19 protein-coding genes are annotated in these 16688 nt (G+C 66.0%); 6 read left to right on the top strand and 13 right to left on the bottom strand.

Features of this window, described 5'->3' with window-relative positions:
* Window positions 1-109: 109 nt before the first annotated feature.
* Window positions 110-808, bottom strand: coding sequence for a helix-turn-helix transcriptional regulator (locus AC5P6X_RS16190; RefSeq protein WP_111118075.1), 699 nt, complete (start codon window positions 806-808; stop codon window positions 110-112).
* An 81-nt stretch (window positions 809-889) separates the two neighbouring features.
* Here AC5P6X_RS16190 and AC5P6X_RS16185 point away from each other — a divergent pair, with 81 nt between their 5' ends.
* Window positions 890-1669 carry a DUF6491 family protein gene (locus AC5P6X_RS16185; RefSeq protein WP_111118076.1) on the top strand — a complete coding sequence of 260 codons (780 nt, stop codon included), beginning with the start codon at window positions 890-892 and terminating at the stop codon, window positions 1667-1669.
* Here AC5P6X_RS16185 and AC5P6X_RS16180 read toward each other — a convergent pair.
* The 3 genes from AC5P6X_RS16180 to AC5P6X_RS16170 all read right to left on the bottom strand — a co-directional run bounded on the left by AC5P6X_RS16180 (window position 1666) and on the right by AC5P6X_RS16170 (window position 3635).
* Complete coding sequence (locus AC5P6X_RS16180) at window positions 1666-2718, bottom strand: linear amide C-N hydrolase (RefSeq protein WP_038645921.1); 1053 nt, start codon at window positions 2716-2718, stop codon at window positions 1666-1668. The genes AC5P6X_RS16185 and AC5P6X_RS16180 overlap by 4 nt on opposite strands.
* 69 nt (window positions 2719-2787) lie before the next feature.
* On the bottom strand, window positions 2788-3201 hold the full coding sequence (locus AC5P6X_RS16175; protein ID WP_099529579.1) for a DUF6691 family protein: 414 nt from the start codon (window positions 3199-3201) through the stop codon (window positions 2788-2790).
* Window positions 3198-3635, bottom strand: coding sequence for a YeeE/YedE family protein (locus AC5P6X_RS16170; protein ID WP_043035070.1), 438 nt, complete (start codon window positions 3633-3635; stop codon window positions 3198-3200). Before AC5P6X_RS16170 ends, AC5P6X_RS16175 begins: the two co-directional genes overlap by 4 nt.
* Before the next feature lie 86 nt (window positions 3636-3721).
* Between AC5P6X_RS16170 and AC5P6X_RS16165 the strand changes: the two genes are divergently transcribed.
* Entirely contained in the window at window positions 3722-4042 is a 321-nt protein-coding gene (locus AC5P6X_RS16165) for an ArsR/SmtB family transcription factor (protein ID WP_005409412.1), read from the top strand.
* Window positions 4043-4057: 15 nt separating this feature from the next.
* Here the strand turns inward: AC5P6X_RS16165 and AC5P6X_RS16160 are convergent, their stop codons facing one another.
* The 5 genes from AC5P6X_RS16160 to AC5P6X_RS16140 are packed head-to-tail and all read right to left on the bottom strand — an operon-like array spanning window position 4058 to window position 9874.
* Window positions 4058-4192: a hypothetical protein gene (locus AC5P6X_RS16160; protein ID WP_265411824.1), complete on the bottom strand. Its 135-nt coding sequence runs from the start codon at window positions 4190-4192 to the stop codon at window positions 4058-4060.
* Window positions 4193-4246: 54 nt separating this feature from the next.
* The gene (locus AC5P6X_RS16155; RefSeq protein ID WP_329756776.1) at window positions 4247-5380 is read right to left on the bottom strand and encodes a hybrid sensor histidine kinase/response regulator; all 1134 of its coding nucleotides are present in this window, start codon (window positions 5378-5380) and stop codon (window positions 4247-4249) included.
* The gene (locus tag AC5P6X_RS16150) at window positions 5377-5952 is read right to left on the bottom strand and encodes a chemotaxis protein CheB (RefSeq protein WP_227415221.1); all 576 of its coding nucleotides are present in this window, start codon (window positions 5950-5952) and stop codon (window positions 5377-5379) included. The genes AC5P6X_RS16155 and AC5P6X_RS16150 overlap by 4 nt, the downstream gene beginning before the upstream one ends.
* Window positions 5952-6776, bottom strand: a complete 825-nt coding sequence (locus AC5P6X_RS16145) for a CheR family methyltransferase (protein WP_005409408.1) — start codon at window positions 6774-6776, stop codon at window positions 5952-5954. The genes AC5P6X_RS16150 and AC5P6X_RS16145 overlap by 1 nt, the downstream gene beginning before the upstream one ends.
* Complete coding sequence (locus AC5P6X_RS16140; protein WP_495215529.1) at window positions 6773-9874, bottom strand: response regulator; 3102 nt, start codon at window positions 9872-9874, stop codon at window positions 6773-6775. Before AC5P6X_RS16140 ends, AC5P6X_RS16145 begins: the two co-directional genes overlap by 4 nt.
* Before the next feature lie 151 nt (window positions 9875-10025).
* Here AC5P6X_RS16140 and AC5P6X_RS16135 point away from each other — a divergent pair, with 151 nt between their 5' ends.
* Together AC5P6X_RS16135 and AC5P6X_RS16130 are read left to right on the top strand one after the other, a co-directional pair.
* The gene (locus AC5P6X_RS16135) at window positions 10026-11189 is read left to right on the top strand and encodes a two-component system sensor histidine kinase NtrB (RefSeq protein WP_414715599.1); all 1164 of its coding nucleotides are present in this window, start codon (window positions 10026-10028) and stop codon (window positions 11187-11189) included.
* Window positions 11179-11538: a response regulator gene (locus AC5P6X_RS16130; protein ID WP_005409405.1), complete on the top strand. Its 360-nt coding sequence runs from the start codon at window positions 11179-11181 to the stop codon at window positions 11536-11538. Before AC5P6X_RS16135 ends, AC5P6X_RS16130 begins: the two co-directional genes overlap by 11 nt.
* 31 nt (window positions 11539-11569) lie before the next feature.
* On the opposite strand, the gene AC5P6X_RS16125 is transcribed toward AC5P6X_RS16130, so the two are convergent.
* A complete protein-coding gene (locus tag AC5P6X_RS16125) occupies window positions 11570-12136 on the bottom strand; it encodes a TetR/AcrR family transcriptional regulator (RefSeq protein ID WP_049449691.1) in 567 nt (188 codons plus the stop codon).
* A gap of 172 nt (window positions 12137-12308) precedes the next feature.
* On the opposite strand from AC5P6X_RS16125, the gene AC5P6X_RS16120 reads away from it, so the two are divergent.
* The gene (locus AC5P6X_RS16120; protein ID WP_049396314.1) at window positions 12309-13139 is read left to right on the top strand and encodes a universal stress protein; all 831 of its coding nucleotides are present in this window, start codon (window positions 12309-12311) and stop codon (window positions 13137-13139) included.
* On the opposite strand, the gene AC5P6X_RS16115 is transcribed toward AC5P6X_RS16120, so the two are convergent.
* A complete protein-coding gene (locus AC5P6X_RS16115; RefSeq protein ID WP_005409402.1) occupies window positions 13087-13980 on the bottom strand; it encodes an AraC family transcriptional regulator in 894 nt (297 codons plus the stop codon). The genes AC5P6X_RS16120 and AC5P6X_RS16115 overlap by 53 nt on opposite strands.
* Window positions 13981-14137: 157 nt before the next feature.
* Here AC5P6X_RS16115 and AC5P6X_RS16110 point away from each other — a divergent pair, with 157 nt between their 5' ends.
* A complete protein-coding gene (locus AC5P6X_RS16110; protein WP_164222132.1) occupies window positions 14138-14698 on the top strand; it encodes a GNAT family N-acetyltransferase in 561 nt (186 codons plus the stop codon).
* A 7-nt stretch (window positions 14699-14705) separates the two neighbouring features.
* On the opposite strand, the gene AC5P6X_RS16105 is transcribed toward AC5P6X_RS16110, so the two are convergent.
* Together AC5P6X_RS16105 and AC5P6X_RS16100 are read right to left on the bottom strand one after the other, a co-directional pair.
* A complete protein-coding gene (locus AC5P6X_RS16105; RefSeq protein WP_088436192.1) occupies window positions 14706-15170 on the bottom strand; it encodes a GNAT family N-acetyltransferase in 465 nt (154 codons plus the stop codon).
* A 173-nt stretch (window positions 15171-15343) separates the two neighbouring features.
* The gene (locus AC5P6X_RS16100) at window positions 15344-15826 is read right to left on the bottom strand and encodes a hypothetical protein (RefSeq protein ID WP_005409399.1); all 483 of its coding nucleotides are present in this window, start codon (window positions 15824-15826) and stop codon (window positions 15344-15346) included.
* Window positions 15827-16688 lie beyond the last annotated feature (862 nt).

Here is a 16688-nt window from a genome sequence, read left to right as displayed (position 1 = left end):
CGGGGGGAGAGAACAGGCCGCGCAGTGTAAGCGCTGGCCAGCGGGCGCTCTTGACCGAGGCTATTGCCCTGACCGGCCGCGCGTGCGCAAAGCCGAGCGTGGCTCGACCCTACAGTCCGGCGCCCCGGCGCCACGCTGCGGGAGTCTGGCCGCACTCGCGGCGCAGCGCACGGGTCAGTGCGCTCTGCTCGGAATAGCCCGCGGCCAGCGCGATATCGCTGATCGGCGCCACGCTGGTGCGCAGCTGGTGCTTGGCCCAACGCAACCGGCTTGCACTGAGCCAGGCCTGCGGGCTGAGCCCGAACTCCTGCCGGAACAGCGCATGCAAACGGCTCTCGCTGACCCCGACGAACGCCGCCATGCGCGCCACCGGCCACGCCTGCCCGGGGTCGGCCTGGACCGCCGCACACAGACCCTGCATGCGCGCGCCACTGCCGGCAGGTGCAAATACCTGCAGCAACTGCGGCAGCAGCGCCTGCATTGACTGCCCTGCCTGCACCTCAGCCAGGCGTCGGCGCAATGCCAGCGGCAGATGCAGCCAGCGCTGCCGGCACAGATGCTCCTGCGTGCCGTCATCAAGTACGCCCGGAGGACAGTCAACGATCACGAAACCATTGGGACCATCAGCCATCTGGTCATGCGCCTCACCGGCGGCCACGAATGCCCCCTGCAGCACGTCCAGCCGACCTCCGCGGCCTTCCATTTCGAACTGCAGTTCACCCTGCACTGGCAGCACCCACTGCGCGTAGTCATGGCGGTCCAGGCCGGTGGCCTGGCCGTAGTGCCGCAGATGGAAGATGGCGCCCATCCGGGCAGTGTGCGCGTGTAACAACGGCCGTGCAAACCGTTGCTATAGTCGATCCGTCATCCAACGCAGGGAGTGCAGGACATGACCCATCAGCAGGTGTCCCTGGCGCTCGCCGCCGGCCTCGGCCTGGCGCTCGCAGCTTCGGTCTCCGCACAGGAGCGTACGCCACCGGCTCCGCACTGCATGGACGCTGTCGGCGTACAGGAAGTGGAGCAGGCATCACCGCGCTCGATCGCACTGCGCGCCGCCTCCGGCCAGCCCTTTCGGATCGACTTCAACGAAGATTGCCCCGGCGTCCGCGGTGCCACCTCGCTGAAACTGGAAGCCCCCGCCGGCTGGGCCTGCGGCCGCCCCAGCGAACGCGTCGTGGTCGACGGCCGCCGATGCACCATCAGCGCGGTCACCCCGCTGCAGAATCGCGACTATGCCAGCGTCGCCCGCGACAGCGACCGCCTGCGCACCGCTACCCTGCCTGCCGTGACCATCCGCGAACGCAAGGAGGTGCGTCGCAGCTTCGGCGGCTCACCGTCCTACTGCTTTGCCACGCGCAACGTGCGTGCCTGGTCATCCGACCCGCAGGGCATGCTGGTGGAGACCAACCCGCGCCGCAATGGCGGCCATCGCTACTACCGGGTCGAACTCGGCAGCCACTGCCGCCAGCTCGACCGCGCGCCGCAGCTGAGCTTCCACTCGGGCCTGCAGAACGGCCTGATCTGTGGCAATCCCGGCGATCGGATCATGACTGCCGAATTCGAGACAGACGATCTGCGCGGTGAAAGCATCGCCCCGCTGCCGCAGTACACGCGCGGCAGCTGCACGATCCAGGCGGTCTACCCGGCCTCCAGCCAGGCGTCGAACTAACCGTCGACGCCGAGGAAGGCGAACGGTGCGCTGGGCACGAACTGGCCCAGTGCATCACCGGCGAAGGTATTGCGCTGGTCCTTGCCGAGGTCGAGCTTGAGCACCTTGCCGGCGAAATCGACCTTGTTCAGATCGACCCAGAAGGTGTTCGGGGTCAATGCCGATTCGAAGAAGTACAGCCGCCGCTTGTGGTCGGCCACGGTGCGCCAGCGCGTGGATGAGATGTTCGGCTCACCCGGCGTGGTGATGCCATACGGCACCGACGCGTTGCGGATCACGCTGAACACACTGGCCAGGGCCTCCACCGGATCCTCGGCCTTGGGAATGGCGTTGATGTAGAACGAGGCGCGCGCGAAACGGTCAGCAGAGCGGTTGGTGCCCGGCAGCATCACCGTGCCGCCGATCTGCTGCCAGTAGCTGTTGAGCGCCAGCTGCTGCTCGAAGATCGGCGAATTGGTCATCACCTGGTAGCGCCGGTCATGGTGGATCACCTGGCGGCCGCCGATGTACTCGACGATGGCACTGTCGCCGCTGGCATCGGACAGCGACAGGTGCAGCGTCGCCTGCCGATCTTCACCGGGCACCTTGTCGGTGACGATCGCGTACGGCTCGCGCTTCAACGCGGCGACCGCCTCTTCCACGGTAGCGAAGTTGTCCAGCACATACTGCGCCCACAGCGAAATCGCCAGGCCCGGCTTGTTGCCACGCTGCTGCGGATACTCCGATTCGACCAGCCACAGCAGGTTGGCCACCAGGCCCTTTTCGTTCATGCCATCGGTGGTCGACACGTCGTAGCCGGTGGCCACCACCGAGCCGTAGCGCGCGGTCCACGCCAGCGACTTCGGGCCGGCCTGGCCGGTGCGCGCAATGCCGCGCGGCAGTATGTAGAGGTTGGTCGCCACATCGACCTTCCAGTCCATCGAGCGCGCGGTGATCACATCGCCGTTGTCACCCAGGTACACCGCGCGCGTGCAGGCCAGTGCCGGTGCCACGGCTGCGGCCAGCGCGACCGCCAGCATTCCCCTTCCCATCCACTTCATCCGTGCCATGTCGTTGCACTCCTTTTCCCCGTGATCCGAAGATAGGACCCCAGGCAGGGTGAGACAGGGGTGAAAGCCTCAACGGACGAAGCGGTCGTGCAGCCAGAATCCTGCAAGCATCGAAGGCACGAACCACAGGGCTTCGCGCGACGCCACGGCCACCCCGGCGATGGCCGGGCCTGGGCAATAGCCCGCCCAGCCCCAGCCGATCCCGAACAGCGCGGCACCCAGCAGCAGGCGAGCATCCACACGCCGGGTAACAGGCAGCCGGAAGCGGTCTGCGTACAGCGGCTGCTGTCGCCGCAACACCCACCGCTGCCCGATCGCGCTGACCAGCAGCGCCGAGCCCAGCACCCACAGCAGCGTGGGATCGAAGTCACCGGTGATGTCGAGGACGCCGAGGACACGACGCGCGTCGGTCATTCCCGAAAGCGCCAACCCCATGCCAAACAATGCGCCCGCCGCGCCGGCGGCCCAGACTGCGCGGCTCATGTTGGGCCTCCGCCATGACGGACCAGGAAGGTGGTCAGCATCGCGCAGGCCATGAACACCAGCACGGCCGCCAGCGATCGCTTCGAAGCGCGGGCCATGCCGCAGACACCGTGGCCGCTGGTGCAGCCGTTGCCCAGCCGCGTACCGAAGCCGACCAGCAGGCCGGCTCCCATCAACTGCCATGCCGGCAGCGCATCACGCAGCAGCGCACGCGGCGATGCCTCGGGCACCGATTGCCACCACAGCACCAGCCCCGCCGATGCGGTCAGGCCGGCCAAGAAGGCCCAGCGCCAGGCACGCTCGCCCTTGCCTGCGCGCAGGCTGCCTGCGGTGATGCCGCTGATGCCCGCCACGCGTCCGATGGTGGCGAGCAACAGCACCGCGGCGGCGCCGATCAACGCACCACCTGCCGCCGCACTCCATGGCAGGTTCATGCCCTACCCTCTTCGCTGCCGTACATGAGATTGCCCATTTGTTTAGATTATTCTAAATTAGATCATTCTAAATAAAATGGTCAACCATGGCCCGGACCCAGCTCGACAGCGCCGCGATGGCCGAACACGCGTCGCAGGCAGCCACGCTGCTCAAAAGCCTGGCCCACCCGGCCCGGCTGCGGGTGCTGTGCCGCCTGGTGGAAGGTGAAGCGCCGGTACCGGAACTGCAGGCACTGACCGGCCTGAGCGCATCGGCATTGTCACAGCATCTGGCGGTGCTGCGCGGACTGGATATCGTGGCGACCCGGCGCGAAGCGCAGGCGATCCACTACCGGATCCTTGAAGGGCCCGCACTGGGCGTGCTGCAGGCGCTGCATGCGGCGTACTGCGGTGCTGCTTCGCGCTGAATCCGGCGCAGACCATCAGCCTGCGTGCAGCGCCGACTGCACCACCTGATCGAGCAGGTCCACTGGCGTCGGTGCCGAACGATCGCCCTGCAGGCGCCGGGAGAATCCGGACCAGTCACTGCAGGAAAGCTGGCGAGAATAGGCGCCCACGCTGGCAGTTGCGGACCAGTCCGTCTCAGTCCGCCGGGATGCTGGCTGAAGCGTTCAGGTTGCCGCCAAGACCGTGCCGTCGCAGCGCCGTGGCAGCATTGCCTCGAACACCACCTGGCCCGCTTCGTTGCGGGCCGCAATGCGCCCGCCGTGCGCGCGGACGAACTGATCGACGATGTACAGGCCCAGGCCCAGGCCCTTGCTCTCGTGGAAGCTGGCCTTGAACGGTTCGAACAGTCGCGGCAACAGCGCGTCATCGATCCGGCCGGCGTTGCTGACCCGCAGCAGTACGCCGCGCGGGTCGCGCCCATCCACCTCCACCCTCGCCTCGCTGCCATGGGTCAGCGCATTGCCGACCAGGTTGGCGGCGACCTGGCCAAGGCGATCCAGATCGCCCTGCAGCCGCGTGTCTCCCTGCAGGTCCAGGTGGATCCGGTCCGCCCCATGCGCGCTGCCCGCCTCGGCGACTACCGCGCGCGTCACGTCGGCCAGATCGCAGGCACTTGCCTCCAGCCTCAGGCCACCGCTGCGGATCCGCGAGAAATCCAGCAGCTGCTCGACCATCCGCGCCATCCGCAGGGTGCTGGCTTCCAGGTACTGCAGGGTCTGCTGCGCGCCTGCGTTGTCTTCCGGAAGCTCCAGCGCCAGCTTGTCGGCACACAGCAGGATCGCCGACAACGGCGTGCGCAGGTCGTGGGTCAAAACGGCAGCCATCGTCTCGTTGAGCTTCAGCGCCCGCTCCAGTGCCTCGTTGCGCGCCTTCAGCAGCTGCCGCTGCTGGTACAGCTCGATGAAGACGTTGACCTTGCTCAGGATCACCTGCGGCGCCACCGGCTTGTGCAGGAAATCGACCGCACCGCTTTCGTAGCCCTTGAACACGCGCAGGGGATCATCCGGAGAGGCGGTCAGGAAGATGATCGGCACGTCGCGGCTGCGATGCGAACCGCGCATCAGTTCGGCCAGGGTGAAGCCATCGATCTCCGGCATGTGCACGTCAAGCAGGGCCAATGCCACCTCGTGCTCGAGCAGCAGCTCCAACGCCTGCGCGCCCGAGCCGGCCAGCAGCAGGTTGACCCCTTCGCGCTGCAGCAGGGCCTGCATGGCTACCAGGTTCTGCGGCACGTCATCGACGATCAGCAGGTTGACCGGGGTCTGCGACTGCGCAGGTTCCGGTGGCAACAGGTTCATGCAAACAACTCCTTCAGGCGGCGACACATCAGTTCAAGGGGCAGCACGGCATCGGCGCCGGCGTACTGCAGGGCGGAAGCGGGCATCATCGACGCCTCGGCTTCCTCGGGACATTGCAGCCAGGCATGGCCACCGGCACGGCGCACGGCGGCAACGCCCTCGCTGCCATCACTGCTGGCACCGGTCAGCAGCAGGGCCAATACCTGCGCGCCGAACACCGCAGCAGCGGAATCGAACAGCGGATCGATGGCCGGACGGGAAAACAGCACCGGTGCATCCACCGACAACGCCAACGCCCCCTCGTCCTCCACCAGCAGGTGGTAATCCGGCGGCGCGAACGTCACCGTGCCCGGCTGCAACGGCTGCTTGTCTTCGGCTTCGCGCACCGGCAACGCGCAGTGCGGCGCCAGCACCTCGGCGATGCGGCTGGTGCGGTCTCGCGGCAGGTGCAGCACGGCCAGTACCGGTACCGGCAGCTTCGCCGGCAGTGCGCCGAGCACCGCCTGCAGGGCCGCCACGCCACCGGCGGACGCGCCGATCACCAGCACGGCCGGGCGCACCGGCAGCGTCATCAGGCCACCTTCCGGTACAGGCGGTGCTCTCGCGAACAGACCTCGAAGGCATCGTGGTGACACCCGAACTGCAGCGACTCCTTGCTGCCCAGGCCAAGGAAGCCCCGGTGCACCAGCGCTTCGCGGAACAGGCCGACGGCACGATCCTGCAGGTCGCGGTTGAAATAGATCAGTACGTTGCGGCACGACACCAGGTGCACTTCGGAGAACACGGTATCGGTGGCCAGGCTGTGGTCGGCGAACACCACGTTGCGGCGCAGTTGGCGGTCGAACACCGCACCATCGTAGGCGGTGGCGTAGTAGTCCGACAGCGACGCGGTGCCACCGGCGGCCAGGTAGTTGCGGCTGAACTGGGCCATCCGGTCGATGCCATAGGCGCCCGCCTCGGCGGTGGCCAGCGCGGCCGGATTGATGTCGGTGGCATAGACGATGCTGCGCTCGAGCAGGCCTTCCTCATGCAGCAGGATCGCCAGCGACCACACTTCCTCGCCCGTGCTGCAGCCGGCCACCCACAGCTTCACCGAGGGATAGGTACGCAGCACTGGCACCACCTGCTCGCGCAGCTCACGGAAATACGCAGGGTCACGGAACATCTCCGAGACCTGCACAGTGAAGAACTGCATGGCCTGGGCGAACAGGTCCGGCTCGTGCAGCAGCCGGTACTGCAGGTCGACCAGCCGCTCGCACTCATAGCGCTGCATCGCCTGGCGCATGCGTCGGCGCAGCGACGACACCGCATAGCTGCGGAAATCGTAGTGGTAGCGCTGGTACAGCGCCTCCAGCAGGACCTTCAGTTCGAGGTCGAACAGCGCCTGTTCGTTCATTGCCGCGAGCACCAGACCCGGCACAGCGAGACCAGCTTGTCGACGTCGATGGGCTTGGCGATGTAATCGTTGGCGCCCGCCTGCAGGCAACGCTCACGGTCGTCCGGCATGGCCTTGGCAGTCAGCGCGATGATCGGCAGGTCCTGCAGGTGACGCTGCGCGCGGATCTCGCGCATCGCGGCCAGGCCATCCTTCTCCGGCATCATGATGTCCATCAGCACCAGGTCGACTTCGCGCTCGGCCAGGCGGTCCACTGCCTCCTGCCCATTGCGCGCGATCTCCAGCGTCACGCCCAGCGGCTCGAGCACGCTGGACAGCGCAAAGATGTTGCGCACGTCGTCCTCGGCCAGCAGTACGGTGCGTCCATCGAGCACGGTGTCGCGACGGCGCGCCTCGCGCAGCAGGCGCTGCTGGTCGGTGGGCAGGCTGGCTTCCACGCTGTGCAGGAACAGGGTGACTTCATCCAGCAGGCGTTCGGGCGAACGTGCGCCCTTGATGATGATGCTCTTGGAATAGCGGCACAGGCGCTGTTCTTCCTCGCGACCGAGCGCGCGACCGGTATAGACGATCACCGGCGGGAAGCCGACGTCATCGTTGCCGGCCATGTGTTCGAGCAGGTCGTAGCCGCTGCCGTCAGGCAGTGACAGGTCCATCACCATGCAATCAAAGGTGACCGTGCTGAGCTGCTCCAGCGCGCCAGCAAGCGTTCCCACGGCGACGATCTGCAGCTGATCACGGCCCAGCAGCAGTTCCAGGTTGTGGCGCAGCTCGCTGTCGTCCTCGACGATCAGCAGGCGCCGCACGTCGCGCTGGCTGGTCTGTTCCAGCTGCTCGATGGCGCTTACCAGGCGCTCGCGCGTGGTCGGCTTGATCGCAAACCCGATCGCGCCAAGCTCGCGCGCCACCTGGCTGCGGTCCGTTGCCGAGACCACGTGCACAGGAATATGGCGGGTATCGGGGTTGCGCTTCAGGCGCTCCAGCACGCTCAGGCCGGACACGTCCGGCAGGCCGATATCGAGCAGGATGCCGTTCGGTCGCAGTTCGCCGGCCAGGGCCAGCGCCTCTTCGGCCGTCCCGGCCACCACGCAGTCGAAATCCAGTTCATGGGCCAGGGCCACCAGCGCTTCGGCGAACGTGGCGTCGTCCTCGACGGCCAGGATCAGGCGGCCCGGGTGCTGGCGACGACCGCGGTCGTCGGCCACGCTGGGCACCGTCGTCGGCGGCGCCACCGGAGCCCTTGCTGGCACCTGCATCGCCGGCACAGCGGCCGCGACAGGCGAAGCCACGGGAGCTGCGGCGATGTCCGCGGCGTTCGACGCGGGCGCGCCCTGCAACGGCAGTTCCAGAATGAAGCAGCTGCCACGGCCCGGTTCGCTGTCGACCTGGATGCTGCCGCCCATGCGCTCGGCCAGATCGCGCGAGATCGACAGCCCCAGGCCGGTGCCACCGTAGCGGCGACGGGTGCTGCCATCGGCTTGGCGGAAGGCTTCGAAGATGACCTGCAGCTGCTCGCGGGCAATGCCGATACCGCTGTCGCAGACCTCGAAACGGATGCGCCCCTGACCGGCCGCGCGCACGTGCAGGCTGACCTTTCCATGCTCGGTGAACTTCACCGCATTGGCCAGCAGGTTCTTCAGGATCTGCTGCAGGCGCTGGCTGTCGACCACCAGCTGGCTCGGCGCCAGCGCATCGGCCTCGATCTGCAGGGCCAGGCCCTTCTGCCGCGCCATCGGCTCGAAAGTCTCGCGCAGGCGCTGCAGCACGCTGTCGGTCACCACCACTTCATCGGCCAGCTCGACGTGGCCGGCCTCGATGCGCGACAGGTCCAGGATGTCGTTGATCAGCGCCAGCAGATCGTTGTTGGACGACAGGATCGCACGCGCATACTTCACCTGTTCTTCGGTGAGCGTGCCGTCCTTGTTGTCGGCCAGCAGCTTGGCCAGGATCAGCGAGCTGTTCAGCGGCGTGCGCAGTTCGTGCGACATGTTGGCCAGGAACTCGGACTTGTAGCGCGATGTCGCGGCCAGTTCGTTGCTGTTGCGCACCAGCTGGCTCTGCGCGACCAGCAGTGCCTGCTTCTGCGCCTCCAGCTCGTGGGTCCGCTCTTCCAGCTGGACGTTGCTCTGTTCCAGCTCGGCCTGCTGTTCTTCCAGATGGCTCTGCGACTGCAGCAGGCTGCGGCTCTGCTCTTCCAGTTCCTCATTGGCCACGCGCAGCTCTTCCTGCTGGGCCTGCAGCTCCTCGCCCTGGCGCTGCGATTCCTCCAGCAGCACCACCAGTTGTGCGCGCAGCAGCGATGCACGCAGCGCCATGCCGATGGTCTCGGCGCAGCGCTCCAGCAGCTCACGATCCAGGTCGCGCTGCGCACCCGCCCGGGCGCGTCCCAGCTCGACGATGCCTACCACGGTGCCGTCACTGCTGATCGGCGCCAGGATGCGCTCGCGCACCGGCAACCGCCCCAGGCTGGTCTGCAGTTCAAGTACGGCGTCGTCGCTGCCCTCCAGGTGACGGATGCACTCATCCCGCGCCACCTGCCCGGCCACGCCCTCCTGCAATGCCAGCGACGCCGGCATGCCGGACGGCAACGCCAGGCCGCCGGTCAGCTGCAGTCGTCCGCCTTCCAGCCGGTACACGGCGCCGACGTCGGCCTCCAGTTGCGCGCCCAGGCTGGTGGCTGCCGCCTCGGCAATCTGCTCCGGGCCGAGGTCGCCGCGCAGGCTCATCGCTACCGCGTTCTCGGCCTCCTGCAGCCACAACGCCCGCATTGCGTCCCGGCGTGCCTGGATCGCGCGGGAGACGATCAGCGCGATCATCAGGAACGCACAACCACCGATGCTTCGGTTGACCAGCGAGAACGCCGAGTTCGAGCTGGCCGGGGCGATGTTGAAACCGATGACCAGCAGGACGCAGGCGAGCACAGCCACGATGAACGGCGCGCGCACACTGCGCTGGAACACCGTGACGCCCACGGCCAGGAAATACGCCAGCCATACCGCATAACCGAGCGGTACCACCAGCTCCAATGCGATGGTCGCAGCCAGCAGCACGGCGGACGTCATCCAGATCCAGCGGTCACGCGTAGTCGCACCAGGACGCATGCAGGTCGGTTCCAGAACAAAAAGGGTGGGTGATGGTACTCCGTGTCGTATTCAGCCGCACAGGACAAATGGCACGTGTCCCGCCTCCACGCCTCCTTCACACTTGAATGCCTAGCTTCACGTCCCTCACAGGGGTAACACTTATTTTTACGTGGACGCTGCCGCCTCTACGACGTCCGTGCTGACGGACCCTTCCCGCCAACTGCGACTGCTGATCGACAGCGTGCGCGACCATGCGCTGTACCTGCTTGATCCGGATGGCATCGTCTGCAGCTGGAACCCGGGTGCGGAGCGCATCAAGGGCTATTCAGCCGATGAAGTGGTGGGCACCCACTTTGGTCGCTTCTACCTGGCCGCCGACCGCGAGGCAGGAGAACCGCAACGCCTGCTCCGTCATGCAGCGCAGCATGGCCACGTTGCCAATGAGGGCTGGCGGGTACGCCGCGATGGCTCGTCATTCCGTGCCAGTGTTGTCATCGAGCCGGTGGTTGAAGCGGGTGAGCTGCTGGGCTTCGTCAAGATCACCCGCGACATCACCGAGCAGTGGCAGGCACAGCGCCTGCTGCGTGATGCCCAACGAGCGCTGCGCAATACCCAACAGTTCGAGACCGTCGGCCGACTCAGCCGCGGCTTGTCTCACGAGTTCAACAACCTGCTGACCACCATCGGCAACGCACTGGACCTGCTGTCCCTGCGCGTTGGCGGTGACGATGCGCGCGCCGCCGAGCTGCTCGATGCCGCGCAGAGCGCGACCGATCGTGGTGCGCTGCTGACCCGCCAGCTGCTGGCGTTCAGCACTGGCCAGACCCTGATCCGCGAACCACTGGATATCAATGTGCTGATACAGCAGTGGCTGCCGGACCTGCAACGCGCCTGCCCGTCCACGGTGATGCTGGATGCCCAGCTGGCACCCGGCCTGCCTGCGGTCAACACCGATGCGCTGCAGCTGCAGACGGCGCTGGCCAATCTGGTCGCCAATGCCGCCGATGCTACCCTTGAAGGCGGCCGCATCCTGATCGGCACCGCGCTGGAGCATCGCCTCGACCCGGACGCGGACTCCACGCTGCAACGTGGCTATGTCACTCTCAGCGTCTGCGATGAAGGCCACGGGATGGCGGCCGACATCGCCGAACGGGCCACCGAGCCCTTTTTCACCACCAAGGACATCGGCAAAGGCAGCGGCCTGGGCCTGAGCCAGGTGTTCGGATTCACTACCCAGAGCGGCGGCTTCGTCGACGTGTCCACCACGCCCGGTGTCGGCACCACGGTCAGCCTGCTGCTACCCGCAATGGAGGACCCTGCCGATGACCGATGACCCGATCCGCGTACTGATGGTGGAAGACCAGACCGATCTGCGTGAAATGATCGGCCTGGCCCTGCGCGACCTCGGCATCGATGTGGCCACGACCGCCGATGGCCACGAGGCGGCGGAACTGCTCAAGGGCGAAGCACGTTTCGACGTGGTGTTCAGCGACGTCAGCATGCCCAACGGCATGTCCGGCATCGAGCTGAGCGAGCATGTGGCACGCGAACAGCCGCAGGCACGGATGATCCTCTCGTCCGGCTATGCCCGTTCGCAGCTGCCGCCGCTGCCCGAGCAGGTGGAGTTCCTGCCCAAGCCCTATCGCCTGCGCCAACTGGTGCAGTTGCTCAGGCAGGCGTAAGCCACGGCGCCCCCGCAGGAAACCCCTGCGGTCAACCCATCATCGCCCCCCGCTGGAACGACGCCAGCAGCGTAGAGGCTGCCGCTGCCGGCGCCAGCCGACCGCGTGCCAGTGACCAGGTGATGCCGTAGAAGCAGCTCCAGTAGAAGTCCGCGAGCCATACCGCGGTGAAACCGACGTTGAACTCTCCGGCCGCCTGACCCCGCAGGAAAAAGGCCTCGAAGCGCTCGCCGATCGGCGCCCAGCGCTCCGGCAGCAGATGCAAGTCTCCCACGCGCTGTTGCTCTTCCATCATCCGCGCGAACAGCAGCGTCACCAGCTCCCAGTCCGCCAGCAGCGTGGCGGTGACCTGCTCCAGCACGAGGCGTGCATCACCGCCCTGGTCGAACCAGGCCGCCGCCGCTTCCACGCGCTCGAAACCGGCCGCGAACAGGGCCTCGTCGATCGCCTCGCGGGTAGGCGCAAACCGGTACAGGGTCGCGCGGCTGATGCCCGCCCCGCGCGCGAGTTCGCTGAGGGTGCAGCGTGGATGGCTGACCAGGGTGGCCGCCAGCGCATGGGGCAGGTCGCGTCGTGTACGTGCTGCGGCAGGTCGCATGAAAAGCGAGGGGGTGTGGGCTGGCCCTCACGCTAGCATGAATCATCAATTAATAAACTGAATCAAATATGATTCACACGAATCACGAATGCGCTACAACAGCGGTGCGTCCGGTGCACCCGGGTCGGTGCACGGCAGGGAACGCGTCACAGGCATCGAGGGAGACAACACCATGCTGCACCCACTACGCGATATCGCCGTGCTGTTCGACGCCAGCGACACCGGGCACCGCGTTCTCAACATCGCCGCCGACCTGGCGCAGGCCCAGCAGGCGCATCTGGTCGCAGTCTCCACGGCCCTGCATCCCACCGACATCGCCAACGGCTTCGCGCGCGGTGCCGGCATCGCCGCCGCGCTGGACCACGAGGCCCGCGCGGATGCCGCCTGCACCGCACAGCTGATGCAGAACCTGCGTGCCGTTTCCGAGCCGCTGCAGATCAGCACCGAACTGCGCATCGTCTCGGACTACCTGGGTGGCGCTGACCTGGCGCTGCAGTCGCTGTACTGCGACCTGATCATCGCCGGCTATCCGCACACACCAGGCGCGCCCTCCGGCTGGCATCCACTGGGCACGCTGCGCCAGACCGGGGTACCGATGCTGCTGGTGCCGCCGCGCTGGAAGGGCGAGCAGGTTGGCCGGCGTATCGTGGTGGCCTGGAATGCCAGCAAGCAGGCCCGTCGTGCGGTGGCAGATGCCCTGCCTCTGCTGGCCCGCGCGCAGGCCGTGCACCTGCTGATGGTCGACACGCCCAAGGCTGAAGCGGCACCCGGCGCTGAAATGGCCCAGCATCTGGCGCGGCACGGCGTTGAAGTGGAGATCCAGGCGATCAGCTCCAGCCAAGGGGGCGTAGCCGCCACCATTCGCCAGCATGTACTTGATGCCGAAGCCGATCTGCTGGTGCTGGGGCCCTACAGCCGCAGTCGCGTGGTCGAACGCGTGCTCGGCGGGGTCACCGAGGATCTGCTCGCCGAAGTACCGGCGCCCTTGTTCGTATCGCACTGATACCGCCCTGCCCCGCCCGGCGGTAGCCGGTCAGCGATTGGCCGGTGTGCCGCCGGAAATAGCGGCACAGGTAGGACGCGTCCTCGAAACACAGGCGTTCGGCGATGCGACCGATCGGCAGTTCGCTGTAGCTCAGCAGCGCCTTGATCTCCAGCACCACCTGGCGGTCGATCAACGCCTTCGGCGTTTCGCCGAAGCATTCCCGGGTCACCTGCGAGAGATAGAACGGGGTAATGCACAGCGCCTCGGCGTAGGACTGCACGTCGCGTTGGCGCGTGCTGCGCTGGCCGACCAGTTCCCAGAAGCTCCAGGCCAGGCGCTCGCGTCGGCCGACCTGCGGCGCCGCCTCGTAGTATGCCGGGAGCAGTGTGGCGAACTTCAGGAAAAACGTCTGCAGCAGGTTGCGCAGCATCACGTGCCGATGGCGGCCACCGTTGTGCTGGGCATCCATCAACTGCTGCAGCCAACCCTGCAGCAGCGGCACCTCCAGCGGTGACGGTACACAATGAGGGTGCTCGTGCAGGAACTTGAACAGTGCATTGGGCAGCACATAGGCCACCTCCGAGGCCAGCGCTTTCGGCACCAGGCAGGCCACCGCAAGGAAGCCGCGCGAACGCTGCCGCAGCAGCGCCAGCGTATCTTCCGCCAGCACCAGTACGTCGTGCCGCTGCACCGCCACTTCGCGGAAGTTCAGTGCGAACCGCGCACGCCCGGACACGCACACCAGCACCGTCAGATAGGCGTGCCCGAACGACAGCGGAACACCCAAGCCTTCAGCCAGCGTACTGACTTCCAAGCGCATGGATTCGTCCTGTTCCAGAAGCTGGGGAATGCGATCCATGGGCCGATCCACTGGGATTCCACTGGGATATCGCGGCAGAGCATATCCGCCCGAACGAAGAAGTTGTGAAAAGTACCGAAACCATCAAGGTCCCACCCTGTGCTCCCCGCCCGTCGAAACCTAGCCTGTGCGCTCTCTTTCCACCGACGGACCCGCCATGCAACTGGCCACCCAACGCTTGATCCTGCGCCCCTGGCGCGACAGTGACGCCGCCGATCTGTACGAGTACGCCCGCGACCCGCGCGTGGGGCCCATCGCCGGTTGGCCACCGCATGCCAGCGTAGAGGAGAGTGCCGACATCATCCGCACCGTGTTCAACCGACCGGAGGTCTACGCCCTGCAGAGCCGCGAGAACGGGCGTGCCATCGGTTGCGTCGGCATCCTGATCGGTGCAGACAGCAACTTCAGCTTGGGCGAGCGCGAGGGAGAGATCGCCTACTGGATCGGCGTACCGTACTGGGGGCGTGGCCTGGTACCCGAAGCCGTACGTGAGGTGATGCGGCATGCCTTCCTGGATCTGCAGCTGGATGCGTTGTCGTGCGGCTACTTCGCCGACAACCTGCAATCGATGAGCGCGCAGTCCAAATGCGGTTTCCGCCATCACCACGCCGAGGTCAACCAGTTCAACCGCTTCCTCGCCGACTACCGCACCGAACACATCAGCCGCATCACCGCCAGGGAATGGCAGGCGCAGCAGACCGTACCGCTGCCCACGTGATCACGGCTCAGCCCTCGCTGCGCTGCATGAACAACAATTCCGGCGTCGAGGCATCTTCCACCGGCTGGAAGCCGAAATCGCGGTAGAGCGCGACCGCCGCGACGTTGTCACGATAGACACGCAGGCTCAGGCGCTGCACATCCGGCGACCGCAGGGCCTCGGCACACAACAACTGCATCAGCACCCGGCCCAGGCCGCGCCCACGCGCCTGCGGCGAGACAATGATGCGGCCCAGGTGGGCAGTGCCGGGCGCGGTCAACCAGTACTGGCCGAACCCCATGCACGCACCCTCCCCGTCCAACAGCACCCAACCCGGGCGCTCGGCCAGTTCAAGAGCCTGTGCGAATGCCTCAGGCAGCAGAGGAAACGCAACGCCCGGGCCAGCCCAGCGTTGCGTCGCTGCAACCGAATCGAGCCAGCCAGCGATACGCGGATAATGCCGAGGTTGAACCGGTTGCAACTGTGCGGGCATATGGAAGCCTGTGTGGTCCCGTCAACCTGCCGCGGCCGCTGCCTGGGTTGGAGGCTGATGATCAGGCGCTTGCAGCGGACGTGCTTGCGCGAACTGGGCTGCGGTAACAGTGCGTGAGACGGATGTCCCATGCAGGAAGCCGCCGCACTCGACGGCGGCGACCTGTCGGCGCTTTACCGGCAGACGTACTCGCGTGCCGACTCGATGGTGTCCACGTCGAGCTCTTCGTATTGGATCTCGACGGTTTCCATGCTGGACGCGGTGACCACCGCGCGCGCGCCGAGATTGCAGGCGGCAGGCAGCCCGCCAGCGTACGCTTGGCCATTGATCGCATACGCCAGGCCGTAGCAGGCCGAGCCGAGCTGGAACGGATTGTGGTTGCAGGCCATGAGCTGACTGTTGGCAAGGTCACTGGAGGCCGTGTAGTTGGACGTCCAGCCACTGCCGGCATCGCTGCCGCAGCTACCCGGGTACCCCTGGATCTGCGCACCGCTGGAGTCGCAGGTGTGGTAGGCGAAACTGCCGAAGAAACTGGTCTTTACGTACGCGGTGCGGCCGCTGTCTACCCATTGTGCCGCAGCAGCGCTCTGGGCAAAGGCGGACAGGCCGAGCAGGCACACGGCGGCAGCGGTGAGAGGTTTCAATCCCTTCAACATGACTATCGTCCTCGGTATTGGCGTAGTGCACGCCTCATGCGTGCCAACCGAGTCTACCCCGCAGGTATACGGGCAAATATGACAGGCTCGACAGTCTGGGCCCTTCTGCGCACTTGACTGGCCATTGTGACCACTGCCGTGGGATAAGACGCTGGTGATCACTGCCCATCACGGAGCCCGAGAGGCAGGACTGGCGAATGTTCACCTTTCCCAAGCACCCGTGCTACGTGATCAAAGAGCTCTTCCGCCAAAATCGGCAAAAGCTCGCGCTAGGCTCGCGAGCATAAGGTGAAACACCAGCACGTTCATGCTGCGCTTATCTTGCACGCAATCTACAACTCCAGGAAGGAACTGAAATGCGTTGAACGCTACATTCTCGTGCAATACACCTATCAAGATCACGGGTACAGATACATCCGCGGATCCGGGCGAGACGCAGCAGGCAATGTGATTCCTGACGGGCAGAAGGATATTGCGAGCCCCGATCAAGCTTCCCAAACGTACATTTATCCGACGGGCCCACTTGCGGCAGGCCCGGGTGGTGAGATGATAAGACACCTCGACAACCTGGGTGTCCGTTGGATCGGCGCAAACTCTCCACCGGTATATGTTGGTTTCCGAATCGGCTGTTCCTACACTCCCTCAGGTGCACAATGCCAAGTGAACTCCCTAACCCCATAGAACGTGGATCAGAGCGACCGATCCACGGAAACGGCATTCTTATCCGGGCATTTTTGATCCTGACGATGAGCTCTGCAGTATGGATGCTGGCCGGACTGTCGATCGGAAGGGGTGCCAAGGGCGCTCTTGTCTGGCCGTACATCATTCCATCCCTCGTCTTCATCGCGCTCATCGTTTCCTA

It is taken from the genome of Stenotrophomonas sp. YJH_SMC_40 (assembly GCF_059368615.1).
Note: the sequence above shows the minus strand (reverse complement) of the source record. Positions and strands in the feature narration are given on the sequence as shown.